Annotated in this window: 24 protein-coding genes and 2 pseudogenes; 18 read left to right on the top strand and 8 right to left on the bottom strand. The window is 75.6% G+C overall.

Annotated features, from left to right (window positions below; genetic code table 11):
* Positions 1 to 10: 10 nt before the first annotated feature.
* From V5O46_RS03195 to V5O46_RS03185, 3 genes and pseudogenes are all read left to right on the top strand, one after another.
* Positions 11 to 937 (top strand): annotated as a pseudogene (locus tag V5O46_RS03195) (S66 peptidase family protein).
* Between the two features lie 82 nt (positions 938 to 1,019).
* A complete protein-coding gene (locus V5O46_RS03190; RefSeq protein ID WP_332883216.1) occupies positions 1,020 to 1,208 on the top strand; it encodes a hypothetical protein in 189 nt (62 codons plus the stop codon).
* Between the two features lie 9 nt (positions 1,209 to 1,217).
* Positions 1,218 to 1,775: a GNAT family N-acetyltransferase gene (locus tag V5O46_RS03185; protein WP_332882841.1), complete on the top strand. Its 558-nt coding sequence runs from the start codon at positions 1,218 to 1,220 to the stop codon at positions 1,773 to 1,775.
* Here V5O46_RS03185 and V5O46_RS03180 read toward each other — a convergent pair.
* Positions 1,748 to 2,095 (bottom strand): VOC family protein, encoded by a 348-nt coding sequence (locus V5O46_RS03180; RefSeq protein ID WP_332882840.1) that lies wholly within the window; start codon positions 2,093 to 2,095, stop codon positions 1,748 to 1,750. The genes V5O46_RS03185 and V5O46_RS03180 overlap by 28 nt on opposite strands.
* A gap of 172 nt (positions 2,096 to 2,267) precedes the next feature.
* On the opposite strand from V5O46_RS03180, the gene V5O46_RS03175 reads away from it, so the two are divergent.
* The 5 genes from V5O46_RS03175 (at position 2,268) to V5O46_RS03155 (ending at position 8,170) form a co-directional block, all read left to right on the top strand.
* Positions 2,268 to 3,803 carry an NAD(P)/FAD-dependent oxidoreductase gene (locus tag V5O46_RS03175; RefSeq protein WP_332882839.1) on the top strand — a complete coding sequence of 512 codons (1,536 nt, stop codon included), beginning with the start codon at positions 2,268 to 2,270 and terminating at the stop codon, positions 3,801 to 3,803.
* Positions 3,800 to 5,647 carry a transketolase gene (locus V5O46_RS03170; protein WP_332882838.1) on the top strand — a complete coding sequence of 616 codons (1,848 nt, stop codon included), beginning with the start codon at positions 3,800 to 3,802 and terminating at the stop codon, positions 5,645 to 5,647. Before V5O46_RS03175 ends, V5O46_RS03170 begins: the two co-directional genes overlap by 4 nt.
* A complete protein-coding gene (ligD, locus tag V5O46_RS03165) occupies positions 5,644 to 6,582 on the top strand; it encodes a non-homologous end-joining DNA ligase (RefSeq protein ID WP_332882837.1) in 939 nt (312 codons plus the stop codon). The genes V5O46_RS03170 and ligD overlap by 4 nt, the downstream gene beginning before the upstream one ends.
* 138 nt (positions 6,583 to 6,720) lie before the next feature.
* Positions 6,721 to 7,329: a GvpL/GvpF family gas vesicle protein gene (locus tag V5O46_RS03160; RefSeq protein WP_332882836.1), complete on the top strand. Its 609-nt coding sequence runs from the start codon at positions 6,721 to 6,723 to the stop codon at positions 7,327 to 7,329.
* 37 nt (positions 7,330 to 7,366) lie between these two features.
* Positions 7,367 to 8,170, top strand: coding sequence for a GvpL/GvpF family gas vesicle protein (locus V5O46_RS03155; RefSeq protein WP_332882835.1), 804 nt, complete (start codon positions 7,367 to 7,369; stop codon positions 8,168 to 8,170).
* On the opposite strand, the gene V5O46_RS03150 is transcribed toward V5O46_RS03155, so the two are convergent.
* Together V5O46_RS03150 and V5O46_RS03145 are read right to left on the bottom strand one after the other, a co-directional pair.
* On the bottom strand, positions 8,127 to 8,948 hold the full coding sequence (locus V5O46_RS03150; RefSeq protein ID WP_332882834.1) for a class I SAM-dependent methyltransferase: 822 nt from the start codon (positions 8,946 to 8,948) through the stop codon (positions 8,127 to 8,129). The genes V5O46_RS03155 and V5O46_RS03150 overlap by 44 nt on opposite strands.
* A gap of 73 nt (positions 8,949 to 9,021) precedes the next feature.
* Positions 9,022 to 10,533, bottom strand: coding sequence for a bifunctional phosphatase PAP2/diacylglycerol kinase family protein (locus V5O46_RS03145; protein WP_332882833.1), 1,512 nt, complete (start codon positions 10,531 to 10,533; stop codon positions 9,022 to 9,024).
* 138 nt (positions 10,534 to 10,671) lie between these two features.
* Here V5O46_RS03145 and V5O46_RS03140 point away from each other — a divergent pair, with 138 nt between their 5' ends.
* Positions 10,672 to 12,291, top strand: a complete 1,620-nt coding sequence (locus V5O46_RS03140) for an ABC-F family ATP-binding cassette domain-containing protein (RefSeq protein WP_332882832.1) — start codon at positions 10,672 to 10,674, stop codon at positions 12,289 to 12,291.
* Between the two features lie 66 nt (positions 12,292 to 12,357).
* Here V5O46_RS03140 and V5O46_RS03135 read toward each other — a convergent pair whose 3' ends face one another.
* Entirely contained in the window at positions 12,358 to 13,473 is a 1,116-nt protein-coding gene (locus V5O46_RS03135) for a baeRF2 domain-containing protein (protein WP_332882831.1), read from the bottom strand.
* A gap of 58 nt (positions 13,474 to 13,531) precedes the next feature.
* Between V5O46_RS03135 and V5O46_RS03130 the strand changes: the two genes are divergently transcribed.
* Positions 13,532 to 13,810, top strand: a complete 279-nt coding sequence (locus V5O46_RS03130) for a DUF6158 family protein (RefSeq protein ID WP_332882830.1) — start codon at positions 13,532 to 13,534, stop codon at positions 13,808 to 13,810.
* A gap of 20 nt (positions 13,811 to 13,830) precedes the next feature.
* On the opposite strand, the gene V5O46_RS03125 is transcribed toward V5O46_RS03130, so the two are convergent.
* Complete coding sequence (locus V5O46_RS03125; RefSeq protein WP_332882829.1) at positions 13,831 to 14,373, bottom strand: type 1 glutamine amidotransferase domain-containing protein; 543 nt, start codon at positions 14,371 to 14,373, stop codon at positions 13,831 to 13,833.
* Positions 14,374 to 14,472: 99 nt separating this feature from the next.
* On the bottom strand, positions 14,473 to 14,862 hold the full coding sequence (locus V5O46_RS03120; RefSeq protein WP_332882828.1) for a DUF2795 domain-containing protein: 390 nt from the start codon (positions 14,860 to 14,862) through the stop codon (positions 14,473 to 14,475).
* Positions 14,863 to 15,015: 153 nt separating this feature from the next.
* Here V5O46_RS03120 and V5O46_RS03115 point away from each other — a divergent pair, with 153 nt between their 5' ends.
* From V5O46_RS03115 to V5O46_RS03100, 4 genes are all read left to right on the top strand, one after another.
* Positions 15,016 to 15,216, top strand: coding sequence for a hypothetical protein (locus V5O46_RS03115; RefSeq protein WP_332882827.1), 201 nt, complete (start codon positions 15,016 to 15,018; stop codon positions 15,214 to 15,216).
* A gap of 221 nt (positions 15,217 to 15,437) precedes the next feature.
* Positions 15,438 to 16,394, top strand: coding sequence for a hypothetical protein (locus V5O46_RS03110; protein ID WP_332882826.1), 957 nt, complete (start codon positions 15,438 to 15,440; stop codon positions 16,392 to 16,394).
* 143 nt (positions 16,395 to 16,537) lie between these two features.
* Positions 16,538 to 17,782, top strand: a complete 1,245-nt coding sequence (locus tag V5O46_RS03105; protein ID WP_332882825.1) for an aminotransferase class I/II-fold pyridoxal phosphate-dependent enzyme — start codon at positions 16,538 to 16,540, stop codon at positions 17,780 to 17,782.
* A gap of 12 nt (positions 17,783 to 17,794) precedes the next feature.
* Positions 17,795 to 18,856, top strand: a complete 1,062-nt coding sequence (locus V5O46_RS03100; protein WP_332882824.1) for an MBL fold metallo-hydrolase — start codon at positions 17,795 to 17,797, stop codon at positions 18,854 to 18,856.
* Positions 18,857 to 19,134: 278 nt separating this feature from the next.
* Here the strand turns inward: V5O46_RS03100 and V5O46_RS03095 are convergent, their stop codons facing one another.
* Together V5O46_RS03095 and V5O46_RS03090 are read right to left on the bottom strand one after the other, a co-directional pair.
* A complete protein-coding gene (locus tag V5O46_RS03095; RefSeq protein ID WP_332882823.1) occupies positions 19,135 to 19,758 on the bottom strand; it encodes a DedA family protein in 624 nt (207 codons plus the stop codon).
* On the bottom strand, positions 19,755 to 20,528 hold the full coding sequence (locus tag V5O46_RS03090; protein ID WP_332882822.1) for an MBL fold metallo-hydrolase: 774 nt from the start codon (positions 20,526 to 20,528) through the stop codon (positions 19,755 to 19,757). The genes V5O46_RS03095 and V5O46_RS03090 overlap by 4 nt, the downstream gene beginning before the upstream one ends.
* An 84-nt stretch (positions 20,529 to 20,612) precedes the next feature.
* Here V5O46_RS03090 and V5O46_RS03085 point away from each other — a divergent pair, with 84 nt between their 5' ends.
* The 4 genes and pseudogenes from V5O46_RS03085 (at position 20,613) to V5O46_RS03070 (ending at position 26,166) form a co-directional block, all read left to right on the top strand.
* The gene (locus V5O46_RS03085; RefSeq protein ID WP_332882821.1) at positions 20,613 to 21,026 is read left to right on the top strand and encodes a hypothetical protein; all 414 of its coding nucleotides are present in this window, start codon (positions 20,613 to 20,615) and stop codon (positions 21,024 to 21,026) included.
* A 175-nt stretch (positions 21,027 to 21,201) separates the two neighbouring features.
* Complete coding sequence (locus V5O46_RS03080) at positions 21,202 to 23,241, top strand: phage holin family protein (RefSeq protein ID WP_332883189.1); 2,040 nt, start codon at positions 21,202 to 21,204, stop codon at positions 23,239 to 23,241.
* Positions 23,242 to 23,315: 74 nt separating this feature from the next.
* A complete protein-coding gene (locus V5O46_RS03075; protein WP_332882820.1) occupies positions 23,316 to 24,377 on the top strand; it encodes an ATP-binding protein in 1,062 nt (353 codons plus the stop codon).
* Positions 24,374 to 26,166 (top strand): annotated as a pseudogene (locus tag V5O46_RS03070) (vWA domain-containing protein). The gene V5O46_RS03075 and the pseudogene V5O46_RS03070 overlap by 4 nt, the downstream one beginning before the upstream one ends.
* Positions 26,167 to 26,169 lie beyond the last annotated feature (3 nt).

Below are 26,169 nucleotides of genomic sequence, written 5' to 3'. Positions count from 1 at the left end.
CGGCCCCGACGTGCCGGAGCTGACGCGACCCGCCCGGCTCGCCCCCGGCGCCCGGGTGGCCGTCGTCGCACCCAGCGGCCCGGTGCCCGAGGAGCGGCTGGAGGCCGGGCTCGACGTGCTGCGGGGCTGGGACCTCGACCCGGTGGTGGCGCCCCATGTGCTGGACCGGCACGGCACGTTCGGCTATCTGGCGGGCGCGGACGCCGACCGTGCGGCCGACCTCCAGGCCGCCTGGTGCGACCCGGCCGTCGACGCGGTGCTGTGCGCCCGCGGCGGCTACGGCGCCCAGCGGATGGCCGAGCTGCTGGACTGGGACGCGCTGCGCGCGGCCGGGCCGAAGGTGTTCGTCGGCTTCAGCGACATCACCGCGCTGCACGAGGCGTTCGCCGTCCGGCTGGGCCTGGCCACCCTGCACGGTCCGATGGCGGCCGGCGTCGACTTCCTGAAGAACGCCCGGGCCCAGGAGCATCTGCGGGCCACCCTGTTCGCCCCGGAGACGGTCCGCACCGTCGTCTCCGGCAGCGGCACGGCCCTGGTCCCCGGCCGGGCCCGCGGGGTCACCCTCGGCGGCTGCCTGAGCCTGCTCGCCGCCGATCTCGGCACCCCGCACGCCCGGCGATCCGCGTACGGCGGGCTGCTCTGCCTGGAGGACGTGGGCGAGGAGCCGTAGCGGCTGGACCGGTGTCTCACCCAGCTGCTGCGGGCCGGCTGGCTCGACGGGGTGCGCGGGGTGCTGCTCGGCTCCTGGGAGGAGTGCGGACCGTACGAGCGGCTGCGGCCGATGCTCGCCGACCGGCTGGGCGGCCTCGGGGTGCCCGTGGCGGAGCAGTTCGGCTTCGGCCACGGTGCGGGGGCGCTCACCGTGCCCTTCGGTGTCGGCGCCGAGCTGGACGCGGAGGCGGGCACGCTGACGCTGGACGAACCGGCGCTGCGCTGAACGGCGCCGGCGGCCGCACCGCCTGCGGGCCCGGCCACCCGCCTCGTCGAACCTCTGCCCCACCAGCCACCCGGAGAGCACCGTGGCCCGCGCCGGCGGACTGCCGGACCCGGCGCCCTGCGACATCGGGGCGGCCGAGGTGACCGAACCGTTCACCGGCACCCTCCCCGGGATCGTGCACCGCAACGACCAGGGGGACCGACTGCGGTGCGTGATCGCGGCGAGCGACGGGCGTCGGCGGACCGGGGCGGATCCGCCGCGCAGGCCCTAGGGTGACGGGATGCCGCACAGCGCGTCCCGTCACCTCGCCGAAGGCCCCCGGGTGGGTATACGCCGCTTCACCTATGCGGACGGTGCCGAGTTCACCGCCCGCGCCCGGGAGAGCAGGGAGCTGCACCGTCCCTGGCTGTTCCCGCCGGACAGCACCGAGGCGTACACCGCGTACGCCCGCCGGCTGATCGAGGACCCCACCAAGGCCGGATTCCTGGTGTGCGAGACGAGCGGCGGCGGCATCGCCGGATTCATCACCGTCAACAACATCGTCGAGGGCGCCTTCCTCAGCGGGGCGCTGGGCTACGGCGCCTTCGCGCACGCGGCGGGCCGCGGACTGCTGCGGGAGGGGCTGGACCTCGTGGTGCAACACGCCTTCGGATCGATGCGGCTGCACCGCCTGGAGATCAACGTCCAGCCCGGCAACGCCGCGTCCATCGCCCTGGCCCGCGCCTGCGGTTTCCGGCTCGAGGGCTTCTCGCCGGACTTCCTCTTCATCGACGGGGCCTGGCGCGACCACCAGCGCTGGGCCCGCACGGCTCAGCCGCGGCGGTCCACGTACTCGTAGACCGCTCCGTCGGGGTGACGGGCGATCAGATTGCGGCCGGCCGGGGTGGCGACCGGGCCGGCGATGATGTCGGCGCCCAGTCCGCCGAGCACCCGGCACGCCTCCTCGACGTCCGTGACCGCGACCGTCGCCGCGACCCTGCGCAGCAGCGACAGCTGTTCCTCGGGCCCGCTCATCAGCAGGAAGCAGCCGACCGCGGCCACCTCGACACCACCGCGTTCGAAGCGGTGGGCGCGGCCCCCGGCGAGGCCCTCGTAGAACGGGATCGCCTGGTCCAGGTCGTCGACGTAGATGCGCAGCGTGGCTCCGAGAATGTCCATGCGGGAGAGCCTAGTTGGGGGCCGGGCGGGAGAGATCCACGGCCGCCGCCCGGGGGCGTGCGGCCTGGTCGGTGCGCCGGGTCCGCGCCGGTCGCGGCCGCGCCACGTTTGGGTGCCCCGCTCACGGGGACGCGGAAGGCTCACGAGCTACACGACAGCCCGGAGGCGAAACGTGAGCCGACCCCGCATCGTGATCGTCGGCGCCGGCTTCGCCGGGTACCGGACGGCCCGCACCCTGTCCCGGCTCACCCGGCGCCAGGCGGACATCACCCTGCTCAACCCGACCGACTACTTTCTGTATCTGCCCCTGCTGCCCCAGGTGGCCGCCGGGATCCTGGAGCCGCGCCGGGTCACCGTGTCCCTCTCCGGCACGCTGCCCCGCGTCCGGCTGGTGCTCGGCGACGCCTACCGCATCGACCTCGACGGGCGCACGGTGCACTACACCGGCCCCGAGGGCGGAGAGGGCGACCTGCGCTTCGACCGGCTGGTGCTGGCCGCCGGCAGTGTCAACAAGCTGCTGCCGATCCCCGGCGTCGCGGAGCACGCCCACGGCTTCCGCGGGCTGCCGGAGGCGCTCTACCTGCGCGACCACGTGACCCGGCAGGTGGAGCTGGCCACCGCGGCGGACCGGGAGGAGTGCGCCGCCCGCTGCACCTTCGTGGTGGTCGGCGCCGGCTACACCGGTACGGAGGTGGCCGCGCACGGCCAGATGTTCACGGACGCACAGGTCCGCAGGCACCCGCTGCGCACGGGCATGCGGCCGCGCTGGATGCTGCTGGACGTCGCCGACCGGGTGCTGCCCGAGATGGACGAACGGCTCTCGCGGACCGCCGATCGGGTGCTGCGCCGGCGCGGCGTGGACGTGCGGATGGGGACCTCGGTGCAGGAGGCCACCCACGACGGCGTCCTGCTCACCGACGGCGCCGCGGTCGACACCCGCACTCTGGTGTGGTGCGTGGGCGTACGCCCAGACCCGCTCGTGGAGTCGCTGGGGCTGCCCCTGGAGCAGGGGCGGCTGCTCGTCGACCCGTATCTGCAGGTGCCGGGGCATCCCGAACTGTTCGCCTGCGGTGACGTCGCCGCGGTGCCCGATCTGCACAATCCCGGCGGGTACACGCCGATGACCGCGCAGCACGCCTGGCGGCACGGCCGGGTGTGCGCGCAGAACGTCGCCGCGTCGCTGGGCGCCGGAGACCAGCGTGTCTACCGCCACCGCGACCTGGGTTTCGTGGTGGACCTGGGCGGGGCCGAGGCCGCCGCCGATCCGCTGGGCGTCCCCCTGTCCGGCCCGGTGGCGGGCGCGGTCACCCGCGGTTACCACCTGGCGTCGATGCCCGGCAACCGGGTCCGGGTCGCCGCGGACTGGCTGCTGGACGCGGTCCTGCCCCGCCAGGCCGTCCAGCTGGGCCTGGTCCGGTCCTGGTCGGTGCCGCTGGAGTCGGCGTCGCCGGAGGTGGCGCGGGTACCGGGAGGCCCCGGGAGGCGGCCCGGGGCGGGCCGGGAGCCGGCGGGGAAGCCGCCCCCGGGGAAGCCACCCCGGGCCGGGAAGCCGCCCGGGCGGGAGGCTGCGCAGACCCAGCCCGGGGGCGAGCCCGCCAAGAACCAGCCCGGCGGTGAGCCCGCGAAGAACCAGCCCGACGGGGAACCCGCCAGGAACCAGCCGCTCGACCCGCCCGGAGAGGACGACCCGCCGAAAGGAGACTCATGAACACCGAGGAACTCGTCGAACTCGGCCGGCAGCTGCGCGTGGACAGCGTGCGCTCCGCGGCCGCGGCGGGCTCGGGGCACCCCACGTCCTCGATGTCCGCGGCTGACCTGATGGCCGTACTCCTCGCGAACCATCTGCACTACGACTTCGAGCGCCCCGACCACCCCGGTAACGACCGCTTCATCCTCTCCAAGGGCCACGCCTCCCCCCTGCTCTACTCCGCCTACAAGGCCGCCGGAGTCGTCGACGACGAGGAACTGCTCACCTTCCGCAGGCTGGGCAGCCGGCTGGAGGGCCATCCCACGCCGCGGCGCCTGCCGTGGATCGAGACGGCCACCGGATCGCTGGGCCAGGGCCTGCCGGTCGGGGTCGGCATCGCGCTGGCCGGCAAGCGGCTGGACCGCGCGGCGTACCGGGTGTGGGTGCTGTGCGGCGACAGCGAGCTGGCCGAGGGCTCGGTGTGGGAGGCCGCCGAGCACGCCGGGCACGAACACCTCGACAACCTCATCGCCGTTCTCGACGTGAACCGGCTCGGCCAGCGCGGCCCCACCCGCCACGGCCACGACCTCGACGCCTGGGCCCGCCGCTTCGAGGCCTTCGGCTGGCACACCGTGCAGGTCGACGGCCATGACGTCGACGCCGTCGACCGGGCCTACCGGGAGGCCGCCGTCACCCGGGGCCGGCCCACGGCGGTCATCGCCCGCACCCTCAAGGGCAGGGGGGTCGCGGACGCCGAGGACCGCGAGGGACTGCACGGCAAGCCGCTGCAGGACTCCGACGGCGCCGTCGCCGAACTCGGCGGCGCCGGAACCCTGCGGGTCCGGGTGCAGGAGCCGCCCCCCACCCGGTCGCTGCACACCGTGGGCACCGGTCAGGTGGAGCTGCCCCGCTGGAAACCGGGCGAGCAGGTCGCCACCCGCGACGCCTTCGGCCGGGCGCTGGCCGCGCTCGGCACCGCCCGCGGTGAGGTCGTCGCCCTGGACGGCGAGGTCGGCGACTCCACCCGCGCCGAGGCGTTCGCCAAGGAGCATCCGGAGCGCTACTTCGAGTGCTACATCGCCGAGCAGCAGATGGTCGCCGCCGCGGTCGGGATGGCCACCCGCGGCTGGCTGCCGTACGCCGTCACCTTCGCCGCGTTCCTGACCCGCGCGTACGACTTCGTGCGCATGGCCTCCGTCAGCGGCTCCGGCATCAACCTGGTCGGCTCCCACGCCGGCGTCGCCATCGGCCGGGACGGGCCCAGCCAGATGGGTCTGGAGGACCTCGCGATGATGCGCGCCGTGCACGGCTCGACGGTGCTGTACCCCTGCGACGCCAACCAGACCGCACAGCTCGTCGCGGCGACGGCGGACCTGGACGGCATCCGCTACCTGCGCACCTCGCGGGGCGGCAGCGAGGTGCTGTACGGCCCCGACGAGGAGTTCCCGGTCGGCGGCTGCAAGGTGCTGCGCTCCTCCGGCCGGGACCGGATGACGGTCGTCGCGGCCGGGGTCACCGTGCCCGAGGCGCTCGCCGCCGCGGACGCGCTGGACCAGGAGGGCATCCAGGTCCGGGTGATCGACCTGTACTCGGTCAAGCCGGTGGACGCCGCCACCCTGCGCGGGGCCGCCGAGGACACCGGCTGTCTGCTGACCGTGGAGGACCACCATCCGGAGGGCGGCCTCGGCGACGCGGTGCTGGACGCGTTCACCGACGGCAGGCCGGTGCCCCGGCTGGTGCGGCTCGCCGTCCGCACGATGCCGGGCTCGGCCGCGCCCGACGAGCAGTTGCACGCCGCCGGCATCGACGCCGAGTCGATCGCGGTGGCCGGGCGGCTGCTGGTGGAGGAGGCGGTCGTGCCGTGAGCCGGGACCCGGTGCCGACCGTGCGGGCCGGGCGGCGCACGGTCGAGATCCGCCGGCCGGACAAGGTGCTCTTCCCGGCCGGGGACGGTGCCGCCGAGGAGTACACCAAGGGCGACCTCGTCGCGTACTACCGGGCCGTCGCCCCGTACATGCTGCCGCATCTGCGGGGCCGCCCGCTGATGCTGGAGCGGCATCCGGACGGCCTCGACGGACCCCGCTTCATGCAGAAGAACACCCCCGACAGCTTTCCGGACTGGATCACCCGCGTCGAGGTGCCCAAGGAGGGCGGCACCGTCCGGCACACCGTCTGCGACGACACCGCCACCCTGGTCTACCTGGCCGGCCAGGCCTCCCTGACCCTGCACCGGTGGCTGTCGAAGGCCGACCGGCCCGACCGGATCGACCGGCCCGACCGGATGGTCTTCGACCTCGACCCGGCCCGGGACGACTTCGAGGAGGTCCGCCGGGCCGCCGTCCTCCTCGGCGAGCTGCTCGACCGGCTGCGCCTGCCGTCCGCACCGATGACCACCGGCTCCCGCGGCGTGCACCTGGTGGTGCCGCTGACCGGGCAGCAGGACTTCGACGAGGTACGGGAGTTCGCCCGTGACGTCGCCGACACCCTGGCCGCCGCGCACCCCGGGGAGCTCACCACCGCCGCCCGCAAGAAGGACCGCGGCGACCGCCTCTACCTCGACGTCCAGCGCAACGCCTACGCACAGACCGCCGTCGCGCCCTTCACCGTCCGCGCCCGGCCCGGCGCGCCCGTGGCCACCCCGGTCACCTGGGACCAGCTGCACGACCCGGATCTGCACGCCCGCAGCTGGACCGTCGCCGACGCCGTCGCCCAGGCCCGTACCAGGCCCTGGGCGGGGGTCATGGGCCGCGGCCGGGCGCTGGGACCGGCCCGGCGCCGGCTGGACGCGCTCCGCGGCTGACGCCGGGCGGCGCCGGTGGCGCACGCGTCCGCGGAGGTTTGGCCGCCACACTCGCGGACACGCGGAGGGGAGGCGGTACCGCCGCCCACGGAACCCACAGGACACCGGCCCGCCCGTGACCCCACCGGAGGAGCAGGAGTGAGCACGTACGTCTACGGCATCACGGCGAGCTCGCACCCCCCGCCCGCGGAGGGAACGGGCGGCGTCGGCGAACCCCCGCGTGCGGTCCGCGTCCTGACCGAGGGCGCGCTGGCCGCGCTGGTCAGCGACGCCCCCGAGGGGCTGCGCCCGGAGGACCGGGAACTGCTCGCCCACGAGCAGGTGATCGCGGAAGCGAGCGCGGCCGGCTGTGTGCTGCCCCTGCGGTTCGGCAGCCTCGCCCCCGACGACCGGGCGGTCACCGGTGTGCTCGCCGAGCGGGCCGAGCACTACACGGAGCGGCTGCGGGCCCTGGAGGGGCGGGTCGAGTACCGGCTCGCGGCCGGCCGGCGGTCCGGCGGCGACGATGCCGCGCTGCGCCGCGCCCTGGAGCCGGAGGCCGAGGACGCGACCGTCGGCACCGACGCCGGGGGCCGGCTCGCCGATGTGGCGTTCCTGGTGGAGCGGACGGCGGCCGAACGCTTCCTGGCCGCGGTCGAACGCGTCCGCCGGGACCTGCCCCATCTCGACGTGCGGGTCGACGGACCGCTGCCGCCGTACAGCTTCGTCGAGCCCGGCCCCGCCGAACCGGCCGCTCCGCGCCCGTGACGGCCGGGCCCGGCCGGGCCGGACCGAAGGAGGCACGATGACCGGACTGCGGTACGTCTACGCCGTCTGCCGGCCGTTCGGACCGGCCCTGCAGTCCCAGCTGACCGGCGTCGCGGGCGATCCGCCCCGGCTGCTGCACCACCACGGTCTGGTCGCCGTGGTCAGCCATGTGCCCGAGCCGGACTTCGCCGAGGAGCCGCTGCGGGCCCACCTCCGGGACCCGGCGTGGCTGGCCGCGACCGCCAGGGCCCACCAGCAGGTCGTCGACGCGCTCACCGTCGTCACCACGCCGCTGCCGCTGCGGCCCGGCACCGTGTTCCGGGACGACAGCGGCGTCCGCGTGATGATCGAACGCCGGGAGGACGGCTTCCGGCGCACCCTGGACCGGCTGGCCGGCCGGGTGGAGTGGCGGGTCGGGGTGCGCGTGGAGGCGGAGCCCGCCCAGGGATGGGCCGCGGCCGAGGAGTTCGCGGCCCGGCTGCACGAGGCGCTGGCCGCCCGGGCGGAGGGCGCGCGGCTGCGGGCGCCGCAGCACCCGGCGCCGGACGTGGCCGCGGCGTCCGGTACCGGGGCCGGCACCGGGGCTGAGGACGGGGCCGGACGGACCGTCCTCGACGCCGCCTACCTGGTGCCGCGGACGTCCTCCGAGGAGTTCGTGGCCTATGTGGAGCGGGGCACGGGGGAGGTCCCGGGTATCCGGGTGGAGCTCACCGGACCCTGGGCGGGCTACTCCTTCGCCGGTGCGGACAGCACCTGGGAGGACAGCATCTGCGAGGACGACACCGCGACCGGGCCGGTCAGGCCTCCTTCCGGCACAGGATCTCGCCGTGCAGCACACTGAACCAGCCGCCCTCCCGCCCGGCCCACTCCCGCCAGGCCGCCGCCACCGCCCGCAGCCGAGCCGCGGTGGCATGGCCGCCCTCCGTGGCCCGCTCGGCATAGTCCGACGCCACGGTGCGGTCCGCCCACAGTCCGCTCCACCACTGCCGCTCCCGGGGAGTGGCGAACGTCCAGGCGCCGGAGGTCGCCGTGACCTCGGTGAACCCGGCGCGCAGCGCCCAGGACCGCAGCCGGCGTCCGGCATCCGGCTCGCCCCCGTTGGCGCGGGCCACCCGGCGGTACAGATCCAGCCAGTCGTCCAGGCCCGGTGACGCCGGGTACCAGGTCATCGCGGCGTAGTCCGCGTCGCGCACGGCGACGAACCCGCCCGGCCGGGTCACCCGCCGCATCTCGCGCAGCGCCTGCACCGGGTCGCCCACGTGCTGGAGCACCTGGTGGGCGTGGACGACGTCGAAGGTGTCGTCCGGGTGGTCCAGGGCGTGCACGTCCGCGACCGCGAAGTCCACGTTGGCCAGACGCTTCTCGGCGGCCGTGGCCCGCGCCCGGTCCAGGATCTCCGGCGCGCGGTCGACGCCGGTCACGTGTCCGTCCGGCACCAGGGCCGCCAGGTCCGCGGTGATGGTCCCCGGACCGCAGCCGACGTCCAGGATCCGCATGCCGGGCCGCAGGGAGCCGAGCAGGTACCCGGCGGAGTTGGCGGCGGTGCGCCAGGTGTGCGAACGGAGCACGGACTCGTGGTGCCCGTGCGTGTAGACGGCGGTCTCCTCGGGCCTCGGCATCGCTGGTCCCTCCGTAGGCGTACGCGATGTGATCACCGTACGCCCGCCGCCGAATAATGAGACTCGCGTTTTACTATCTGGACTGACGGTGCGTCGGTGTACTCGTCGGCCGGTACACCGTGAGCGCCTCCGGCAGCTTCTCCACCGTCAGATCGCCCTCGGTCTCGGTGATCTCGCCGTCGTACGCCAGCAGCGTCCCCGGCGCGATCCCGGACAGCCGCAGCCGGCCCGCCTGCACGGCGGCATGGGCCGGGGAGCGGGTCAGCGGCCCGGCGACGGCGGCCGACAGCAGTCGCAGCGCGGGCCGCCGGCCGCCGTGCACCACCCGCACGTCGAGCCGGCCGTCCGCCAGGTCCAGCCGACGCCCCGGCGCCAGACCCATGCGGTGGTACGTCCCGTTGCCCGCGAACAGCAGCCACAGCGGGCGCCTGCGACCGCCCACCTCCGCCTCCAGCGGATGCCGGTCGGCCCGCAGCACCCGCGCCGCCGCGAGCACCCCGGCCGGCCAGTCGCCGATCCGGTGTGCCCAGCGCTCCCGCTCCCGCACCAGCTCCGGGTACACCCCGAGGCTGAAGGTGTTGAGGAAGATCCCGCGCCGGCTGCCGGTGGTGAACCGGCCCACGTCCACCCGCACGCCCTCGCCCCGCTCCAGGGCCCGGCACAGGTCCCGCACGTCCTCCACGCCCAGGTCGTGGGCGAAGTGGTTCAGGGTGCCGCCGGGCAGCACCGCCAGCGCCAGCCCGCGCCGCACGGCGATCCGGGCGGCGGCGTTCACGGTGCCGTCCCCGCCGCACACGCCCAGCACCCGGGCACGGCCCGCGGCCTCCTCCAGCTCCCGCTGGACGTCGCCCGGTTCGCACTCGACGATCTCCGCCTTCGGCAGAGCGTCGCACAGGGCGCGGATCCGTTCGGAGGTGCCCGAGGCGATGTTGGCGACCATGACCAGCCCGTCGCCGTCCTCCAGGGCCGGAACCGCGGCGCGCGGCCGGGCGGGCGGCACGGACCCGGCCCGCGTCGGCACCAGACCCCGGACCGCGAGCGCGGCGCCCGCCCCGAGTGCGGCCCCGGCCAGCACATCGCTCGGGAAGTGCACCCCGGTGTACACGCGGGACAGGGCGACCGCGCCGGCCAGCGGGGCCACCGCCGCGCCCCAGCCCGGCGACTCCAGCGCCACCCCGGTGGCGAACGCCGCGGCCGACGCCGCGTGCCCGGACGGGAAGGACGTGGTGACCGGCTGCCGCTGCAACTGCCGGACCAGGGGCACCGGGTCCAGCAGCGGCCGGGGCCGGCGGACCGTGCGCTTGCCCAGGGTGTTGATGACCAGCGAGGCCAGGCCCAGCGACGCCGCGCCGCGCACGGCTGCGCGACGGGCCCGCGGGGTGCGGGACGCGGCCAGCGCCGCCGCCACCGCGCACCACAGCAGACCGTGGTCGGCGCTGCGGCTCAGCCGTGGCAGCAGGCGGTCACCGCCGGGCCAGTGCCGGGCGGCGACCGCGGCGAACAGCCGCCGGTCCAGCTCCAGCAAGCCGTTGCGGAGCGGATGCGGGCCGGGTTTCGTCACGGTGAGGTCCAGGTCGGGGCTCATGTCACCCGCCTACCCCCTGCGCGCGCTTTCCTGCCGAACCCTTGCCGCCCGGGACGTCGAGGGGGCGGCGCCGCGCTCTGCGGCGTGCGCGGAAAAGCGCTTGCCCGCCCTCGCGGCCGCGCCGCAGAATCGCCTCCCATGGGTCACCTGGAAGCCGCGCATCTCGAGTACCACCTGCCCGACGGGAGGACGCTGCTCGGCGATGTCTCGTTCCGGGTGGGCGAGGGGACCGTCGCGGCCCTCGTCGGACCCAACGGTGCCGGGAAGACCACCCTGCTGCGGCTGCTCGCCGGGGAGCTCACCCCGCACGGCGGCAGCGTCGCCGTCGGCGGCGGCCTCGGCGTGATGCGCCAGTTCGTGGGCTCGGTCCGCGACGAGAGCACCGTCCGCGACCTGCTGGTGTCCGTCGCGCCGCCACGCGTCCGCGAGGCCGCGCGGAGCGTCGACGCCGCCGAGCACGCCATCATGACCGTCGACGACGAGGCCGCGCAGCTCGGATACGCGCAGGCGCTCGCCGACTGGGCCGAGGCCCGCGGCTACGAGGCCGAGACCTTGTGGGACATGTGCGCCACCGCCGCCCTCGGCGTGCCCTACGACAAGGCGCAGTGGCGCCAGGTGCGCACCCTGTCCGGCGGCGAGCAGAAGCGTCTGGTGCTGGAGGCGCTGCTGCGCGGCAGCGACGAGGTGCTGCTGCTCGACGAGCCCGACAACTACCTGGACGTGCCCGGCAAGCGCTGGCTGGAGGAGCGGCTCGCCGAGACCCGCAAGACCGTGCTGTTCGTCTCCCACGACCGTGAGCTCCTCGCCCGCGCCGCCGAGCGGATCGTCTCGGTGGAACCGGGCCCGGCGGGCGCCGACGCCTGGATCCACGGCGGCGGCTTCGCCACCTACCACGAGGCCCGGCGCGAACGCTTCGCCCGTTTCGAGGAGCTGCGCCGCCGCTGGGACGAGAAGCACGCCCAGCTGAAGAAGCTGGTGCTGAATCTGCGCCAGGCCGCCGCGAACAGCGACGACATGTCCTCCCGCTACCAGGCCGCCCGGACCCGGCTGCGCAAGTTCGAGGAGGCCGGGCCGCCGCCCGAGCCGCCGCGCGAGCAGGAGATCCGGATGCGGCTCAAGGGCGGCCGCACCGGGGTCCGCGCCGTCACCTGCGAGGCGCTGGAGCTGACCGGCCTGATGAAACCCTTCGACCTGGAGGTCTTCTACGGCGAGCGGGTCGCCGTCCTCGGCTCCAACGGCTCCGGGAAGTCCCACTTCCTGCGGCTGCTGGCCGGTGACGACGTGGCGCACACCGGAGGCTTCCGGCTCGGCGCGCGGGTGGTGCCCGGGCACTTCGCACAGACGCACTCCCACCCCGAACTGGAGGGGCGGACGCTGCTGGACATCCTGTGGCGCGAGCACGCCCAGGACCGCGGCGCGGCCATGTCCCGGCTGCGCCGCTACGAACTGACCGGGCAGGCCGAGCAGACCTTCGGCCGGCTCTCCGGCGGCCAGCAGGCCCGCTTCCAGATCCTGCTGCTGGAACTGCAGGGCGTCACCGCCCTCCTCCTCGACGAGCCGACCGACAACCTCGACCTGGAGTCCGCCGAGGCGCTCCAGGAGGGCCTCGAGGCCTTCGACGGCACGGTGCTCGCGGTCACCCACGACCGCTGGTTCGCCCGCTCCTTCGACCGGTACCTGGTCTTCGGCAGCGACGGCCGGGTCCGGGAGACGCCCGGGCCGGTCTGGGACGAGCGCCGGGTCGAGCGGGTGCGCTGACCGAGCACCCGGCCCGGGCCGTCCGGGCCACGCGGGTTCAGGGCGCGGGCGGTCGGGGCACGCCGTTCAGGACCAGCGCAGCAGCGCGCCCAGGCCGCCCACCGGTGCCTCCTCCGCGCTCTCCGGCAGGGCCGAGGTCACCGAGATCGCGGGCGCGCCCGTCATCACCGCCGAGCGCAGCAGCGCGTCGTCCGCACGGGCCGACCGGGCATGCTGCTCACCGAGCGGCTTCAGCTCCGTACGGCGCACCGCCAGCTGGTCGGGGTCCTCACCGATCCACACCTCCCGGTGCGTGTCCGGACCGCCGGGGAGGACGAGCAGCTCGTCGATGCGGTGCTCGCGCGCGGCCTCGACCAGCGCCGGCACCCCCTCCGCCGCGGCGGACCGGCCGACGGCGTCGGGGGCGCGGGCGGCGCGGAACCGGTCCAGGTCCGCCTGAGCCCGGGCCCGCACATGCTCGCCGCGCAGCCGCTCCACCTCGTCGTCCAGCAGCCGGCTGCCGGTGCCGGCGGCGGCCTCCACCACCCGGTCCTGCAGCCGCTGGGGCAGCCGCTCGTGCACGGAGCGCCGCTCCCGCAGGTCGCCCACCAGGATCAGCAGGTCGGCACGGGTCTCCTCCTGGCACACCGCGAGCGCGTCGGCGATCTCCGCCGCATTGTGCTCCCAGGTGTTCTCCACCCGCAGCTGGAAGCGGCGCTCCGACCAGTCGGCGGTGGCGGTACGGTGCACCGGCCACCGCCGGCCGGACACCCCGCCCGCGTCCAGGCTGCCCAGTCCGCTGCGCAGCTCGAAGTCGGCGCCCCTGCGGTCGATGTAGGCCACCACGCACACCGGGTCCTCGCCTGCCAGCTCCAGCAGCGGTGCGACATGCGGCAGCGGAGCCCAGCAGGCCGAGGTGCCGCCCCTGGGCGGCCGGGCCAGCGGCGGGTCCAGGACCACCTGCCCGGCGCGGGCGAACAGGGCGCGTCCGTGCGGGTCGGGGGAGTGCCGCAGCTCGTCCAGCGCCTCCCGCACGGCCCGGCAGGTCGCGTCGTCCGCCCCCTGCTCGGCCAGTTCCCGGGCCACCGCCCGCGCCGTCAGCTCCCGGGCACGGGCGGTGTCCTCCGCACCGGAGAGGTCCACGTACACCGAGGCCCACGGGCCGGGATGTTCGTAGAGTGGATGCAGAAAGGCGAGATCCATGGTGCCCTCCCGGATGCCGCGCGGGGGTGGTGTGCACCGGGGCGGGTACCCGGACCGCATGAACGGACACGACACGTGGGACGGCACCATGACCGGAGTGGATCCGGAGCGGCTGGACGACCAGCAGCTCATGAAGGAGCTGGAGACGATCCACCGCACGCGCCACGACACCCTGCTCTACGGTTCCAACGACGCGCTGCGGGCACACAACGAGCGTATGGCCCAGCTGGAGGGCGAGTGGCTGCGTCGTAATCCGCGCCGCCCGGTCGCCGCGGCCCGTACCCGCGAGGGCGCCCGGGAGCGCGGCGGCGGCCGGTCGGCGACGCCCGGGGGCTGAGCGGCCTCCGCCCTCTCCGTTCAGCGCTCGGCAGCGGCGAACTCCGCGAGGAAGGCCTCGCAGAACGCCTTCAGATCGCGCGGCCTGCGACTGGTGATCAGCTTGCCGGGCCCGCGGTCGCATACCGTCACCTGCTCGTCCACCCAGGTGCCGCCCGCGTTGCGGATGTCGGTGCGCAGGCTCGGCCACGAGGTCAGCACCCGGCCGCGTACGACGTCCGCCTCGACCAGCGTCCAGGGGGCGTGGCAGATCGCGGCGACCGGCCGGCCCTGCGCGCAGAAGTCCCTGACGAACGCCACGGCCTTGTCGTCCATCCGCAGGAAGTCCGGGCCCGCCACGCCACCGGGCAGCACCAGCCCGCCGAACGCGTCGGCCGACGTGTCGCCGACCACCTCGTCCACCGGGAACCTGTCCGCCTTGTCCAGGTGATCGAACGCCTGGATCTCGCCGGGCTGTGTGGACACGAGCACCGGCTCGTGACCGGCGTCCGTCGCCGCCCGCCACGTCCGGGTCAGCTCCACCTGCTCGACGCCCTCGCGTGCGGTCAGAAACGCGATCCGCATGATGCCGGTACGTCCCTTCGTGCTTCTCGTGCTTCTCGTGCTTCCTGTGCTTCCCGTGCCGCTCGTGCTGTTCGGGCCTCTCGTGTGGCCCGCCCGGGGCTACCCGCCCCGGGGACCGGCACCGGTCAGCGCCTCGGCCAGCTCCTGGACGGTGGCGTAGTGCGCCCTCGGCGGCAGCCCCTCGACGCCTTCGACCAGGGCGTCGGGCGCATGTTCGCGGCGCAGGGCGCCGGCCAGCTCCCGCGGGCCGGCGGGGAACGAGCCTCGGGTCAGGGTCCGGGCCAGCTCCAGCCGGAGCGTCTCCAGGGACGTCGGCCCCCGGCTCGGCGTCACCGGACCGTGCGCGACCTCGGGGTCGTCCTCGGCGGTCGGTTCCGGGTCGTGCCACTCCTCGGTGCGGGTCGGGTGCCCGGACCGGAGCAGACCCTGCAGTTCGTGCTTCATCTCGTCGTCGCGGTGGACACTCAGCCGGTCACTGCCTCGCTGCATGGCTCCCTCCAGATCGTCTCGGGGTGGCCACCCGCGTACCCGCACACCGGGCACCGACACGGAATCGATCCGCCGGGTTTGCCCGTCGGCCGGCGGGAACCCGGGTGCCACCCCCACGCCCCATCCCTGCTCCCGGGAAGGACGGACAGGACCATGGCGGTGCTCGCGGTGATCATCCCGGTCCTCATGCTCGGCGTGGTGCTGGCGCTCGGCCGTTACGAGGACCTGGTTCTGCCGGTCGACGAGCCGAGCGCCGGGACACAGCCCGATCCCTCCGACCCGAGTGCCGTTCCTCCCGCCGTTCCTCCCGCCGTTCCTCCCGGCCCGGCGGGAACTCCCGCGCCGTCGCCCTGAGGACGCCGCAGGCGGCCCTGGCGGGCGAGGTGCCCGCCGCGGGCGAGGGGGTCTCCGGCCGGAGAGGGGACCCCGGTGGACGCGGAACTCCTCACCCGCTCGGCGCTCCCCGTCCCGCGAATGGGGTACGGCCGCGCGCGGGGCGGCGGACACCGGGCTGAGATGGCTGCGGGGGCGCGAGTGCCGTGTCCCCGCAGCCGTCGCGCGAAGGAGCCCGCCCCATGCGCCGCACCGCCCGTGCCCTGTCCGCCGCCGTCGTCCTGGCCGGTGCCGCTCTGACGGCCGGCGCAGCGCCGGGCCTGGCGGGGCCCGGCGCCGACCCGGAACCCCTGCCGGTGCCGGTCGCCCCCGAGCACCGGGCCGGCACCGGGGAGCCGGCCGCCGAGGTGAGCCCGGCCACCGTCGAACCCGGCGGCACCGTCACCGTCTCGGTCTCCTGCCCCGCGACCGGCGGCACCGCGCCGGACACCCTCGACGCCGTCTCGGAGGCCTTCGACGAGGGAACCGTCGAACTGCCCAAGGCACCCGCCGAGGACGGCGACGTCTCCGGCCCCGCCTACCACGGCAGCGCCCGGCTCGCCCCCGCCGACAGCTTCGAGGGGGATCCGGCCGCCGCGGGTCCCGACTCGGGGTGGAGCGTGGACGGGACCTGTCCGGGGGCGCCCGGCGGCGAGGGCAGGCCATGGAGCGCCACGATCACCGTCACCGGGGTGAGCGGCGGCGCCGAGCCGTGTCCGAAGCCCGTACAGCCCGGCGAACACGGCGACAAGGCCGCCGGTGACCCCTGCGCGGAGCCGGCCTGCCCGGAGCCCGCCCGGTCCGGTGGGCTCGGCGGCAAGCAGAGCGGTGACGAACAGAGTGGCGGCAAGCAGAGCAGCGACATGGAGAGCGGCGGCAAGCAGGCTGGCGACAAGCTGGGCGGCGACAAGGGGAGCGGCGTGGACTGCGCCGCAGAGCCGGCGTACTCGGAGCCGGCGTACTCGGAGCCGCTCTGTTCCGAGCTCCGGGACCACTCGTGCGCGAAGACGGCGCACCCGCAGGGCGTGCACGCCGGCGCAGGCGGCGCCTTCACCGACTCGGTGCCCGCCCTGGTCGCGGGCGGTGCCCTGATCGCGGGCGCGGGCGGGCTGGCAGCCCACCGCCTGCTCCGCGGTCGCGGTCGCGGAGCACACCGCTGACCACCGGCGGTCCGCACGCGCGACCGCGAACAGCGCACACCGGATCCCGGCCATGGCCGGGCGGCACGGTGGGTACGGACAGACACGACCGGGGAACACGGTCCGGCGGCGACGGCAGCACCACTCACGGCCCGGAGGTACGGATGCGGCGGACGGCCCCCGAGGCGGCTCCCGAGGACCACGGCCCGGTCCGCTACGGGCCGCCTCTGCCGGGCGACGGCCTGCCCGTCCTGCCCGAGCTCTCCGCCGCGCTCTCCGGCGCCGCGGCCCGCGCCGAGGCCGACCCGGTCGGCGGCGGCCCCGCCCTCCTCGACGCCGCCTGCGGCTACTGGCGCCGCCGCGGCCTGCCCGCCCGGCCCGCCGAGACCGCAGCCGCCCCCGGTGCCCCCGCCCTGCTGCTGGCGCTGACCGCCGCGCTCGGCGGCGACGTCCTGGTGCCCCGCCCCTGCGCCGCCTGGTGGGTGCCGGACGCCCGGCTGCTGGGCAGACGTGCCTTCCACGTCCCGACGACCGCCGAGAGCGGAGGTGTCCCCGACCCCTACGCCTTGCTGGAGACCGTGCACCGGGTCCGTGCCGAGGGCGGCGACCCGCGGCTGCTGGTGCTGTCCGTCGCCGACGACCCCACCGCCACCGTCACCCCTCCCGAGGCGCTGCACGAGACCGTCGAGGCCGCCGTCGGAGAGGGGCTCCATCTGCTCAGCGACGAGACCTGGCGCGACACCCTGCACGATCCGCACGAGACGGTACTGGTCAGCCCTGCCGAGATGGTGCCCGGGCGGGCCACCGTGGTCACCGACCTGGCCGGTGGGCTGCTGCCGCCGGGCTGGCCGGCCGCCGTGGCCCGCTTCCCGGCGTCCGCCACCGCCGGGGACGGCCTGCACGCGCGCGTGCTCGACGTGCTCACCGCGCTCGGCGCCCGCGTAGCCACCCCGGTCGCCGCCGCGGCGGCCTATGCCCTGGCCGAGCCCGAGCCGCTCACCGACCGCCGCGCGGCGGCCGTACGCCTGCACGCGCGGGTGGCCGCCGCCGCGCACACCGCCGCCGTAGGCGCGGGCGTGCTGTCCCGGCCCCCGCGGGCCGGACGCCACCTCTACCTCGACCTGGAACCGCTGCGCGCCGCCCTCGGCGCGCACGGCGTCGGCGACGCCCAGGAACTGGAGGACTTCCTCGCCGTGCGCCTCGGCATGCCCGCCCCGGGCGGCCACCGCTTCGGCGACCACCTCGGCGCGCTGCGCGTACGCCTGTCCACCGCCGCCCTGCTGGGTGCCACGGACGAGGAGCGCGCGGAATGCCTCACCGCCCCCGACCCGTTGGAACTGCCCTCCGTGCAAGGCGCGCTGACCACCCTGAGGTCGGTCCTCGACGATCTCCGCGACGCTCGGCGATAGGGAGCCTCCTCGATGACGCAGCAGTCCGAGTCGACCACGAGCACCAGCACCCCCACCGAGGACACCGACGCTCCGCCTGCCCCGGCACCCCTGTCCGCCCCCCGCCCGCCGCTCGCCGAGCCCCGGCCGCTGGCCGAACGCCGGGTGTGGCCGCGCGCCTTCCACGACCGGCTCACCGCCCCGCTGCCCGGCCTCGGAGCTGTCGCCCGGTTCGCCCGGGAGGGTGCAGTCCGGCCCGGCCGCGAGGGGCTCGCCGACATCCCCCGGGTGCCCTTCGCGCCCGGCCCGCTGCCCCGCGTGGACGCCCGCACCATCGCCGTCACCTGGGCCGGCCACGCCAGCTGGGTGGTGCGCATCGGCGGGCTCACGGTCCTCACCGACCCCGTCTGGTCCCGCCGCATCCTCGGCACCCCGGCCAGGATCACCCCCGTCGGCGTCGCCTGGACCGCGCTGCCGCGCATCGACGCGGTGGTCATCAGCCACAACCACTACGACCACCTGGACGCTCCCACGCTGCGCCGGCTCCCGCGCGACACCCCGGTGTTCGTGCCGGCCGGTCTCGCCGGCTGGTTCCACCGCCGCCGGTTCACCCGCGTCACCGAGCTGGACTGGTGGGAGGCGGCCGAACTGCACGGCACCCGCTTCGACTTCGTACCGGCCCACCACTGGTCCAAGCGCACCCTCACCGACACCTGCCGCACCCTGTGGGGCGGCTGGGTGCTCACCGCACCCGACGGCGGCCGCGTGTACTTCGCCGGGGACACCGGGTACGGCCACTGGTTCACCCGCATCGGCCGCCGCCACCCCGGCATCGACCTCGCCCTGCTGCCCATCGGCGCCTACGACCCGCGCTGGTGGCTGCGCGACGTCCACTGCGACCCCGAGGAGGCGGTCCGGGCCGCGCAGGACCTCGGCGCCCGCCGGATGGCCCCGATGCACTGGGGCACCTTCGTGCTCTCGGCCGAACCGGTCCTGGAACCCCTCACGCGCGTGCGGGCCGCCTGGGAGCGGGCCGGCCTGCCCCGCGAGCACCTGTGGGACCTGCCGGTGGGCGCCAGCCGCGTCCTGGAGTAGCGCCGGCCGCGCCGCGGGGCCGCGGAGAACCTCCGGCCGCATCGCCCGGCCGCCTCGACTGCCTGGCCCCGGGCCCCGGCGACCCGCACGGCCCTTGGCAGGCTCCGTCGCCCCGGGCCCGCACACACCCCGGATGCCGCGACCCCCGGCCCCGTCGCGGCCGACCGGCCGGCCGGAACGGCCGCGTCGACCCGGCACCGGCCGGTCCGGACCACCTGGGCCGCCGTCCCCGCCCGCGGGGCCGCCCGCAGCGGCTGCCTGCACGCCGGGAGGGCCGGCTAGACCCTCGCCGGGCCCCGCAGCCGCCGCCACACGCTCGGTGCCGCGCTGACCAGCACGGTCAGCGCGACCGCCGCGGCCACGCCCTCCCACGGCTCCCGGAACAGCGAGCCGCCGAGGATGCCGATCAACTGGTACGTCACCGCCCACGCCAGGCAGGCCGGCAGATTGCCCCGCGCGAAGCGGCGCAGCGGCCAGTCGGCCAGCAGACAGGCCAGCATCACCGGGATACGGCCGGCCGGCATCAGCCGGGACAGCACCAGCACCGCCACCCCGTGCTCGGCGAGCTTCGTCTGCGCCTGCTCCAGCCGGTCCTGCGGTGCCCGCGCCCGGATCGCCGCCAGCCACCGCGACCCGTTCCGCGACCGCATCCCGCGCTGTCCCAGCCAGTACAGCGTCAGATCCCCGAGGAACGCGGCGAGCGACGCGGTCAGGAACACCAGCCCCAAGGAGAACGCCGTCTGATGGAAGGCCACCACGGCCGCCGAACTGACCAGCGCGCCCGTCGGCACCACCGGCACCAGCGCGCCGATCAGCACCAGCAGGAACAGCGAGGGATAGCCGAGCGCCTGCTGCGTGGTCTCCGGCGGGATCGTCGTCGGGGCGGCCCCGAGCCAGCTCACCGCGTACCCTCCAGCCGCACGCTCTTCCCGTGCCCGAGCCGGTGCACCGTCACACCCGGCGCGTGCTCCGCCGCCAGGCGCACGAACTCGTCGCCCGGCGCATGGAACTCGTGGGGGCGCACGGCGTCCATCCCGATCGGCCAGTACGTGCCGTAGTGCACCGGCACCGCGCTGCCCGGCGCCAGCCGTGCCAGCGCCTGCGCCGCCCGGCCCGCGTCCAGATGCCCGTCGCCCAGGCAGGGGCCCCATCCGCCGACCGGCAGCAGCGCCGCGTCGACCGGCCCGACCTCCTTCGCCATCGTGTCGAACAGGCCCGTGTCCCCGGCGAAGTACGTCCGCGCCTCGCCCTCGATCACATAGCCCAGTGCGGGGGAGCGGCGCGGCCCGAACGGCAGCCGCCGCCCGTCGTGCCGGGCCGGCACCGCCCGCACCAGCAGGTCGCCCACCCTGGTCTCCTCGCCCGGCGCGACCTCGGTCAGCCGCAGATGCGCGAGCCGGCGCAGCCCCGGCACCGCCCGTGGTGCGCCCCGGGGCACGAGCAGGCGCGTGCCCGGTGCGAGCCGCGCCAGCGACGGGACGTGCAGATGGTCGGCGTGCAGATGTGACACGAGCGCCACGTCCGCGAGCCGGGCGCCGGGCGGGGGCGGCGCGCCGCGCCGGCGCCGCAGATGCGCCAGCCGGCGCGCGAACAGAGGATCGGTCAGGACACGGACGTCCGAGTCCTCGACCGTGCAGGTGGCGTGACCCCACCAGGTGACCTCCACAGGCACCCCTTCGCCTCCTTCGCGCGACTCCCCGAAGCCTACGTCCAGGAGTAGGGTCTGCGGCGAGATCCGGAGGTGAGGGGGGACGCCATGGGGCCGGCATCGGCACAGGTGCGGGTGACGGCGATCGCCAGCCTGACGCCGCTGGAGGAGCTGGACGCCGACCCCTTCCTGGTGGACTCCCGCAGCCAGCACGCCATGTGCGCCCGCTGGGCGGACGAGCACGGGTACGTGGTCGCCCGCGAGCTGCTGGTCCGGGCTCTGCGCCCGGACCACGACGCCCTGTGGGAGGGCGTCCGTCCGGGACGCGACCTGTTCGTCGCGCCCAGCCGGCGGGTGCTGGAGCGGGCCCTGTCCTCCGTGGAGGAGTTCACCGCCGAGTGTGATCGCCGCGGGGTGCGGGTGGAGACGGTCGGGCACGCCGAACCGTCGTACGACGCCGAGATGAAGGCGTGCGTGCACCGCCGTCTGTCGATGCCCACGGCGGGCTACGACGGCCGGTGAACACGGACGTCCTGCCGGGCCCGAACGGGCTTCCGGGGACGGAACGAGTCCGCCGGCCGTTGTGACAGGGTGGAAGAGGGGCCCGTGCCGACCGCGGGCCGGGACGTGAGGTGGGCGCAGCGTGGACGGAGGGCGTTGGCGGCGGGTCGTCAGCCAGCTGGGGCGCAGTGTCGCCGTGTGGGCCGTCTCCACGGTCACCATGCTGGTCCTCGCCGGCCTGCTGCCCGACTTCCAGATCCAGTCCGAGGACGGTGACAGCGCCACCGACACCGCCGTGGCCGCCGCCCTCGGGGCCGGTGCCTTCGGTCTGCTCTCCGCCGTGGTGTGGCCGCTGCTGGTCCGACTGCTGCTGCTGGTGCCCGCGCTGGTCCTCGGCATGCTGGTGTTCTTCCTCAACGGCGCCCTGCTGCTGCTCGCGCTGCGGCTGAACCCCGCCGAACGGGGCGCCGCCGCCTGGGAGACCGCCGTCGTGGTGGCCGCAGTGATGTCCGCCGTCGCCTCCGCCACCGGAGCCGCCCTGGCCGTGCGCGACGACGACGCCTACCGGCGCCGGCTCTACCGCCTCGCCGACCGGCGCCGAAGATCCGACCCGCCCTGCCCGTCCGGCCCCGGCACGGTGTTCCTGCAGCTCGACGGGGTCGGGCACGACGTGCTGACCGCCGCCGTCGGCAGGGGCCTGATGCCCACCCTCGCCCGCTGGCTCGACGGCAGCGACGGCCGGCCGGCCACCCACCGGCTCACGCCGTGGCACACCGACTGGTCCAGCCAGACCGGCGCCAGTCAGCTGGGCATCCTGCACGGCAGCAACCACGACGTCCCGGCCTTCCGGTGGTACGAGAAGGACCGGCGGGAGGTGATGGTCTGCAACCGCCCGACCAGCGCCGCCCTGCTGCAGCGCCGCGCCGTGCAGCACACCGGCGACGGAGGGCTGCTCAGTCTGGACGGCGCCAGCCGCGGCAACCTGTTCAGCGGCGGCGCCGGCGAACAGGCCCTCGTGCTGTCCATCGCCACCCGGCGCCGCAGCCGGGAGAACCGCTCCCGGTCCGGCTACTTCGCCTACTTCTCCGACCCGGCCAACGCGGTGCGCACCGCGCTGTCCTTCGTCGCCGAGGTGGGCCGGGAGATCGCCCAGTCCACCCGGGCCCGCTGCCGGAAGGTCCGGCCGCGCGTCTCCCGCGGCGGCCTCTACCCCTTCGTGCGGGCCTTCGCGACCGTCGTCGAGCGGGACGTCGTGGTCGCCGCGGTGATGGGCGACCTGCTCGCCGGGCGCTCCGCCGTCTACGCCGACCTCGTCGCCTACGACGAGGTCGCGCACCATTCCGGTCCGGCGAGCCGGGACGCCGAGAAAGTGCTGCAGCGGCTGGACCGCGCGGTCGCGCTGATCGAGAAGGTCGCCGAGCACGCCCCCCGCCCCTACCGGATCGTGGTCCTGTCCGACCACGGCCAGAGCCCGGGCGAGACCTTCCGTGCCCGCTACGGACTCACCCTCGGCGACCTGGTGCGGGCCGGCTGCGGGCTGCCCGTGCCGCGCCGGGCCCAGCGCACCCGCAGCGGTGCCGAGGCGCGCAACACCGTACGGGCCGCGCTGCGCATACCCGTGGAGGAGGGCGGCGAACAGCACCGTCCGGCCCGTCGCCGCTCCGAGCCGATCGTGCTCGCCTCCGGCAATCTCGGCCTCGTCTCCTTCCCCGACGTGCCGCACCGGATGAGCCGGGAGGAGATCGACGCCCGGTACCCCGCGCTGCTCACCACCCTCGCCAACCATCCCGGCATCGGCTTCCTGCTGGTCCGCAGCGAGGAGCACGGCGGGATCGTGCTCGGCGCGCGGGGCACCGAGATACCGCTGGACCGGCTCGACGAGAACCCGGGCCCCCTGGCCCCGTTCGGACCGGGCGCCGCCGACGCGGTGCGCCGCACCCACTCCTTCCCGCACACCGCCGACATCATGGTCAACTCCTTCCACGACCCGGCCGACGGGGAGGTCCTCGCCTTCGAGGAGCAGATCGGCTCGCACGGCGGACTGGGCGGCGCCCAGTCGAAGGCCTTCCTGCTGTCCCCGGTCGCCTTCACCCCGCCGGCCGCCGACGGCGCGGGGCCGGCCGGCGCCGAGCAGCTCCACCGGGTGCTGCGCCGCTGGCTGCGGGAGGCCGACGGCCCCCAGGTACCGCTGCAGGATTCCCGGCAGAGGTCCCCCGACGTGTCCGGCACGCGGTAATCCGGCTGCGCGGCGCTCCCCGGCGGCCCACACTGGTGCGGATCCCTTCGAACACCTTCCCGAGGAGCCCCTGCGTGCAGGCAGCCGTCACCGTCACTCCCGCCCGCCTCCCGGAGCTGCTGCTCGGTCTGGCGACCGTGCGGCCGGTCTTCCTGTGGGGCGCACCCGGCATCGGCAAGTCCTCCCTCGTCAGGGACTTCGCCGAGTCGCTGGGCTTGGCGTGTGTGAGCCTGCTCGGCACCCAGCTGGCGCCCGAGGACCTGATCGGCGTGCCGCAGATCCGCGGCGGCCGGTCGGTGTTCTGCCCGCCGGAGGTGATCGCCCGGGACGAGCCGTACTGCCTGTTCCTGGACGAGCTGAACGCGGCCACCCCGGATGTGCAGAAGGCGTTCTACTCCCTGATCCTGGACCGCCGGATCGGCAGCTACGAACTGCCGGAGGGCTCGATCGTCGTCGGCGCCGGCAACCGCGCCACCGACAACGCCCTGGCCCGCCCCATCGCCTCCGCGCTGGTCAACCGCCTCACCCATGTGCATCTGGAGGCCTCCGCACAGGACTGGCTGAGCTGGGCCGGTGAGCACGGCATCCACCCCTGGGTCGTCGACCACCTCACCGACCGCCCCGACCACCTGTGGTCCAGGCCGCCGAAGACCGAGGAGCCGTTCTCCACCCCGCGGTCCTGGCACATGCTCTCCGACGCGCTGCACTCCTTCGGCCGCGACCTCGACGAGGACACCCTGAACGTGCTCGCCCACGGCACGCTCACCCCGCGCCACGCCACCGCCTTCTGCGGCTACGTCAAGATCGTCCGCAGCCGGTACGGCATCGAGGCGATCCTCAAGGGCGAGGCCCGCTGGCCGCACCGCCTGCAGGACCGCGACCTGCTCTACTACCTCGCCGACTCGTTCCGCGGACGCCTGGTCAAGGAGCTGCCCGCGACCAGGGACCACATGCCGGCCCAGGGCCGGCAGACCGCGTACCGCGCCAAGTCGCTGCTGGTGCAGCTCGCCGAGATCTCCGTCGAGGTCGCCCAGAGCGTCATCGCCCCCGACGCCGACGGCAATCCGGTGCTGCCCTCCTGGTTCCTGGTGGAGGCGGCCCGCGACATGCCGCGCCTGGTGGAGGCGCGCCGGTGAGCCGGACCCCGGCGCGGAGGAAGCGCGACCTGGCGGCGGAGGCGTTCGAGGCGGGTCTTGCGCTGGTGCGCGCCAATCCGGCGCTGGCCGCGGTCGAGTCCGACGTCTGCCGCCGCGAGACCTGCGAACTGGCACCCCGGGACGGGCTGGTCCGCGTCGACTCCGACGGTGTACTGCACGCCCACCCGGTCCGGACGGCCGACCCCGCCGACTGGGCCTGGGCCCTCGCCCACGCCTCTCTCCACCTGGGCTTCGGACACGTCCCGGCCGCCAGGGGGAAGCGGGTCCAGCCGGACCGGTACGAGCGCGCCGCGCGCTGTGTCGTCGTCAACCGCTTCCTGCAGTCGTTCCCCGTCGGACATCCGCCCGAGGAGCTGCCCCAGGCCTACCCGGACGGCGACGAGGAGCAGCTCGCCGCGCGCTGGCGGCGCGACGGGCTCCCGGCCCGCTACGCGCGCTGCGGCACCGCGGGCGACGAACCCGACCTGCTGCTGGTCGAGTGGTACGGCTGGTGGGGGCAGTCCCCGGACCGGCAGCTGGCGTTCGCCACCGCGCTGACCCGCACCGTGTCCACCGCGATGGACGTCGCGGGCGGCCGGCGCGACACCCTGGACGGCGAGGCGCCCCCACGGCGGCCCTGGGAGAAGGCGCTGAGCTGGTTCGTCTCCTCCTATCCGCTGCTCGGCGGCATCGCGGCCGGCATCAAGCTGGTCGCCGACGCCGAACTCGCCCGCGCCCACGGCATCGCGATCGCCGCCGTCGACGCCGGGGCGGGCGAGATCTACGTCAACCCGCTGCGCCACCTCGAGGACGAGGAGTGGCGGTTCGTCCTCGCCCACGAGATGCTGCACGCCGCCCTGCGCCACGGAGACCGCTGCGGCACCCGCGATCCGTACCTGTTCAACGTCGCCTGCGACTTCGTCGTCAACGGCTGGCTGGCGGACATGCAGGTCGGCACGATGCCCGAGGGCCTGCTGCACGACCGTGAGCTTGCCGGGCTGTCCGCCGAGGAGGTCTACGACCGCATCGCCGGCGACCTGCGGCGGATGCGGCGCCTGTCCACGCTGCGCGGCAAGGGCGTCGGCGATGTGCTCGGCGCCCCGCTCGGGCCGCCCCGCGCCCCCTGCGACCTGGACGGCTTCTACCGCCGCGGCCTCGCCCAGGCCTGGATCTGCACGAGCAGCAGGCGCGCGGCTTCCTGCCCGGCGGCCTGGTCGAGGAGATCCGCGCGCTCAGCCACCCGCCGCTGCCCTGGGACGCCCGGCTGGCCCGCTGGTTCGACGAGTTCGTGCCCCGCCCCGAGCCGCTGCGCAGCTATGCGCGCCCCTCCCGGCGCCAGGCGGCCACCCCCGGCATCCCGCGCGCCGGACGGTACTTCCCGCCCGAGGAGACGGCCCGCTGCACCTTCGGTGTCGTCCTGGACACCTCCGGCTCCATGGACCGCACCCTGCTCGGCAAGGCGCTCGGCGCCATCGCCTCCTACGCCGAGGCCCGCGAGGTGCCCGCCGCCCGCGTGGTCTTCTGCGACGCCGCCCCGCACGACGCCGGATATCTGCCGGTGACGGAGATCGCCGGGAGGGTCCGGGTGCACGGCCGCGGCGGCACCGTACTGCAGCCCGGCGTCGACCTGCTGCACCGCGCCGGCGACTTCCCGCCCGGCGCACCGGTGCTGATCATCACGGACGGCTGGTGCGACGTGCTCCGGGTGCGGCGCGAGCACGCCTATCTGATCCCGCAGGGCGCGCGGCTGCCGTTCAGTGCCAGGGGGCCGGTCTTCCGGGTGAGTTGAGCC

It is taken from the genome of Streptomyces poriticola (assembly GCF_036689765.1).
Lineage (GTDB): Bacteria > Actinomycetota > Actinomycetes > Streptomycetales > Streptomycetaceae > Streptomyces > Streptomyces poriticola.
Note: the sequence above shows the minus strand (reverse complement) of the source record. Positions and strands in the feature narration are given on the sequence as shown.

Coding starts and splice junctions, on each gene's coding strand:
- V5O46_RS03185 (WP_332882841.1), top strand. CDS start 1,218: ATGCCGCACAGCGCGTCCCGTCACCTCGCCGAAGGCCCCCGGGTGGGT.
- V5O46_RS03180 (WP_332882840.1), bottom strand. CDS start 2,095: ATGGACATTCTCGGAGCCACGCTGCGCATCTACGTCGACGACCTGGAC.
- V5O46_RS03170 (WP_332882838.1), top strand. CDS start 3,800: ATGAACACCGAGGAACTCGTCGAACTCGGCCGGCAGCTGCGCGTGGAC.
- V5O46_RS03155 (WP_332882835.1), top strand. CDS start 7,367: ATGACCGGACTGCGGTACGTCTACGCCGTCTGCCGGCCGTTCGGACCG.
- V5O46_RS03150 (WP_332882834.1), bottom strand. CDS start 8,948: ATGCCGAGGCCCGAGGAGACCGCCGTCTACACGCACGGGCACCACGAG.
- V5O46_RS03145 (WP_332882833.1), bottom strand. CDS start 10,533: ATGAGCCCCGACCTGGACCTCACCGTGACGAAACCCGGCCCGCATCCG.
- V5O46_RS03140 (WP_332882832.1), top strand. CDS start 10,672: ATGGGTCACCTGGAAGCCGCGCATCTCGAGTACCACCTGCCCGACGGG.
- V5O46_RS03135 (WP_332882831.1), bottom strand. CDS start 13,473: ATGGATCTCGCCTTTCTGCATCCACTCTACGAACATCCCGGCCCGTGG.
- V5O46_RS03130 (WP_332882830.1), top strand. CDS start 13,532: ATGAACGGACACGACACGTGGGACGGCACCATGACCGGAGTGGATCCG.
- V5O46_RS03125 (WP_332882829.1), bottom strand. CDS start 14,373: ATGCGGATCGCGTTTCTGACCGCACGCGAGGGCGTCGAGCAGGTGGAG.
- V5O46_RS03120 (WP_332882828.1), bottom strand. CDS start 14,862: ATGCAGCGAGGCAGTGACCGGCTGAGTGTCCACCGCGACGACGAGATG.
- V5O46_RS03115 (WP_332882827.1), top strand. CDS start 15,016: ATGGCGGTGCTCGCGGTGATCATCCCGGTCCTCATGCTCGGCGTGGTG.
- V5O46_RS03110 (WP_332882826.1), top strand. CDS start 15,438: ATGCGCCGCACCGCCCGTGCCCTGTCCGCCGCCGTCGTCCTGGCCGGT.
- V5O46_RS03105 (WP_332882825.1), top strand. CDS start 16,538: ATGCGGCGGACGGCCCCCGAGGCGGCTCCCGAGGACCACGGCCCGGTC.
- V5O46_RS03100 (WP_332882824.1), top strand. CDS start 17,795: ATGACGCAGCAGTCCGAGTCGACCACGAGCACCAGCACCCCCACCGAG.
- V5O46_RS03085 (WP_332882821.1), top strand. CDS start 20,613: ATGGGGCCGGCATCGGCACAGGTGCGGGTGACGGCGATCGCCAGCCTG.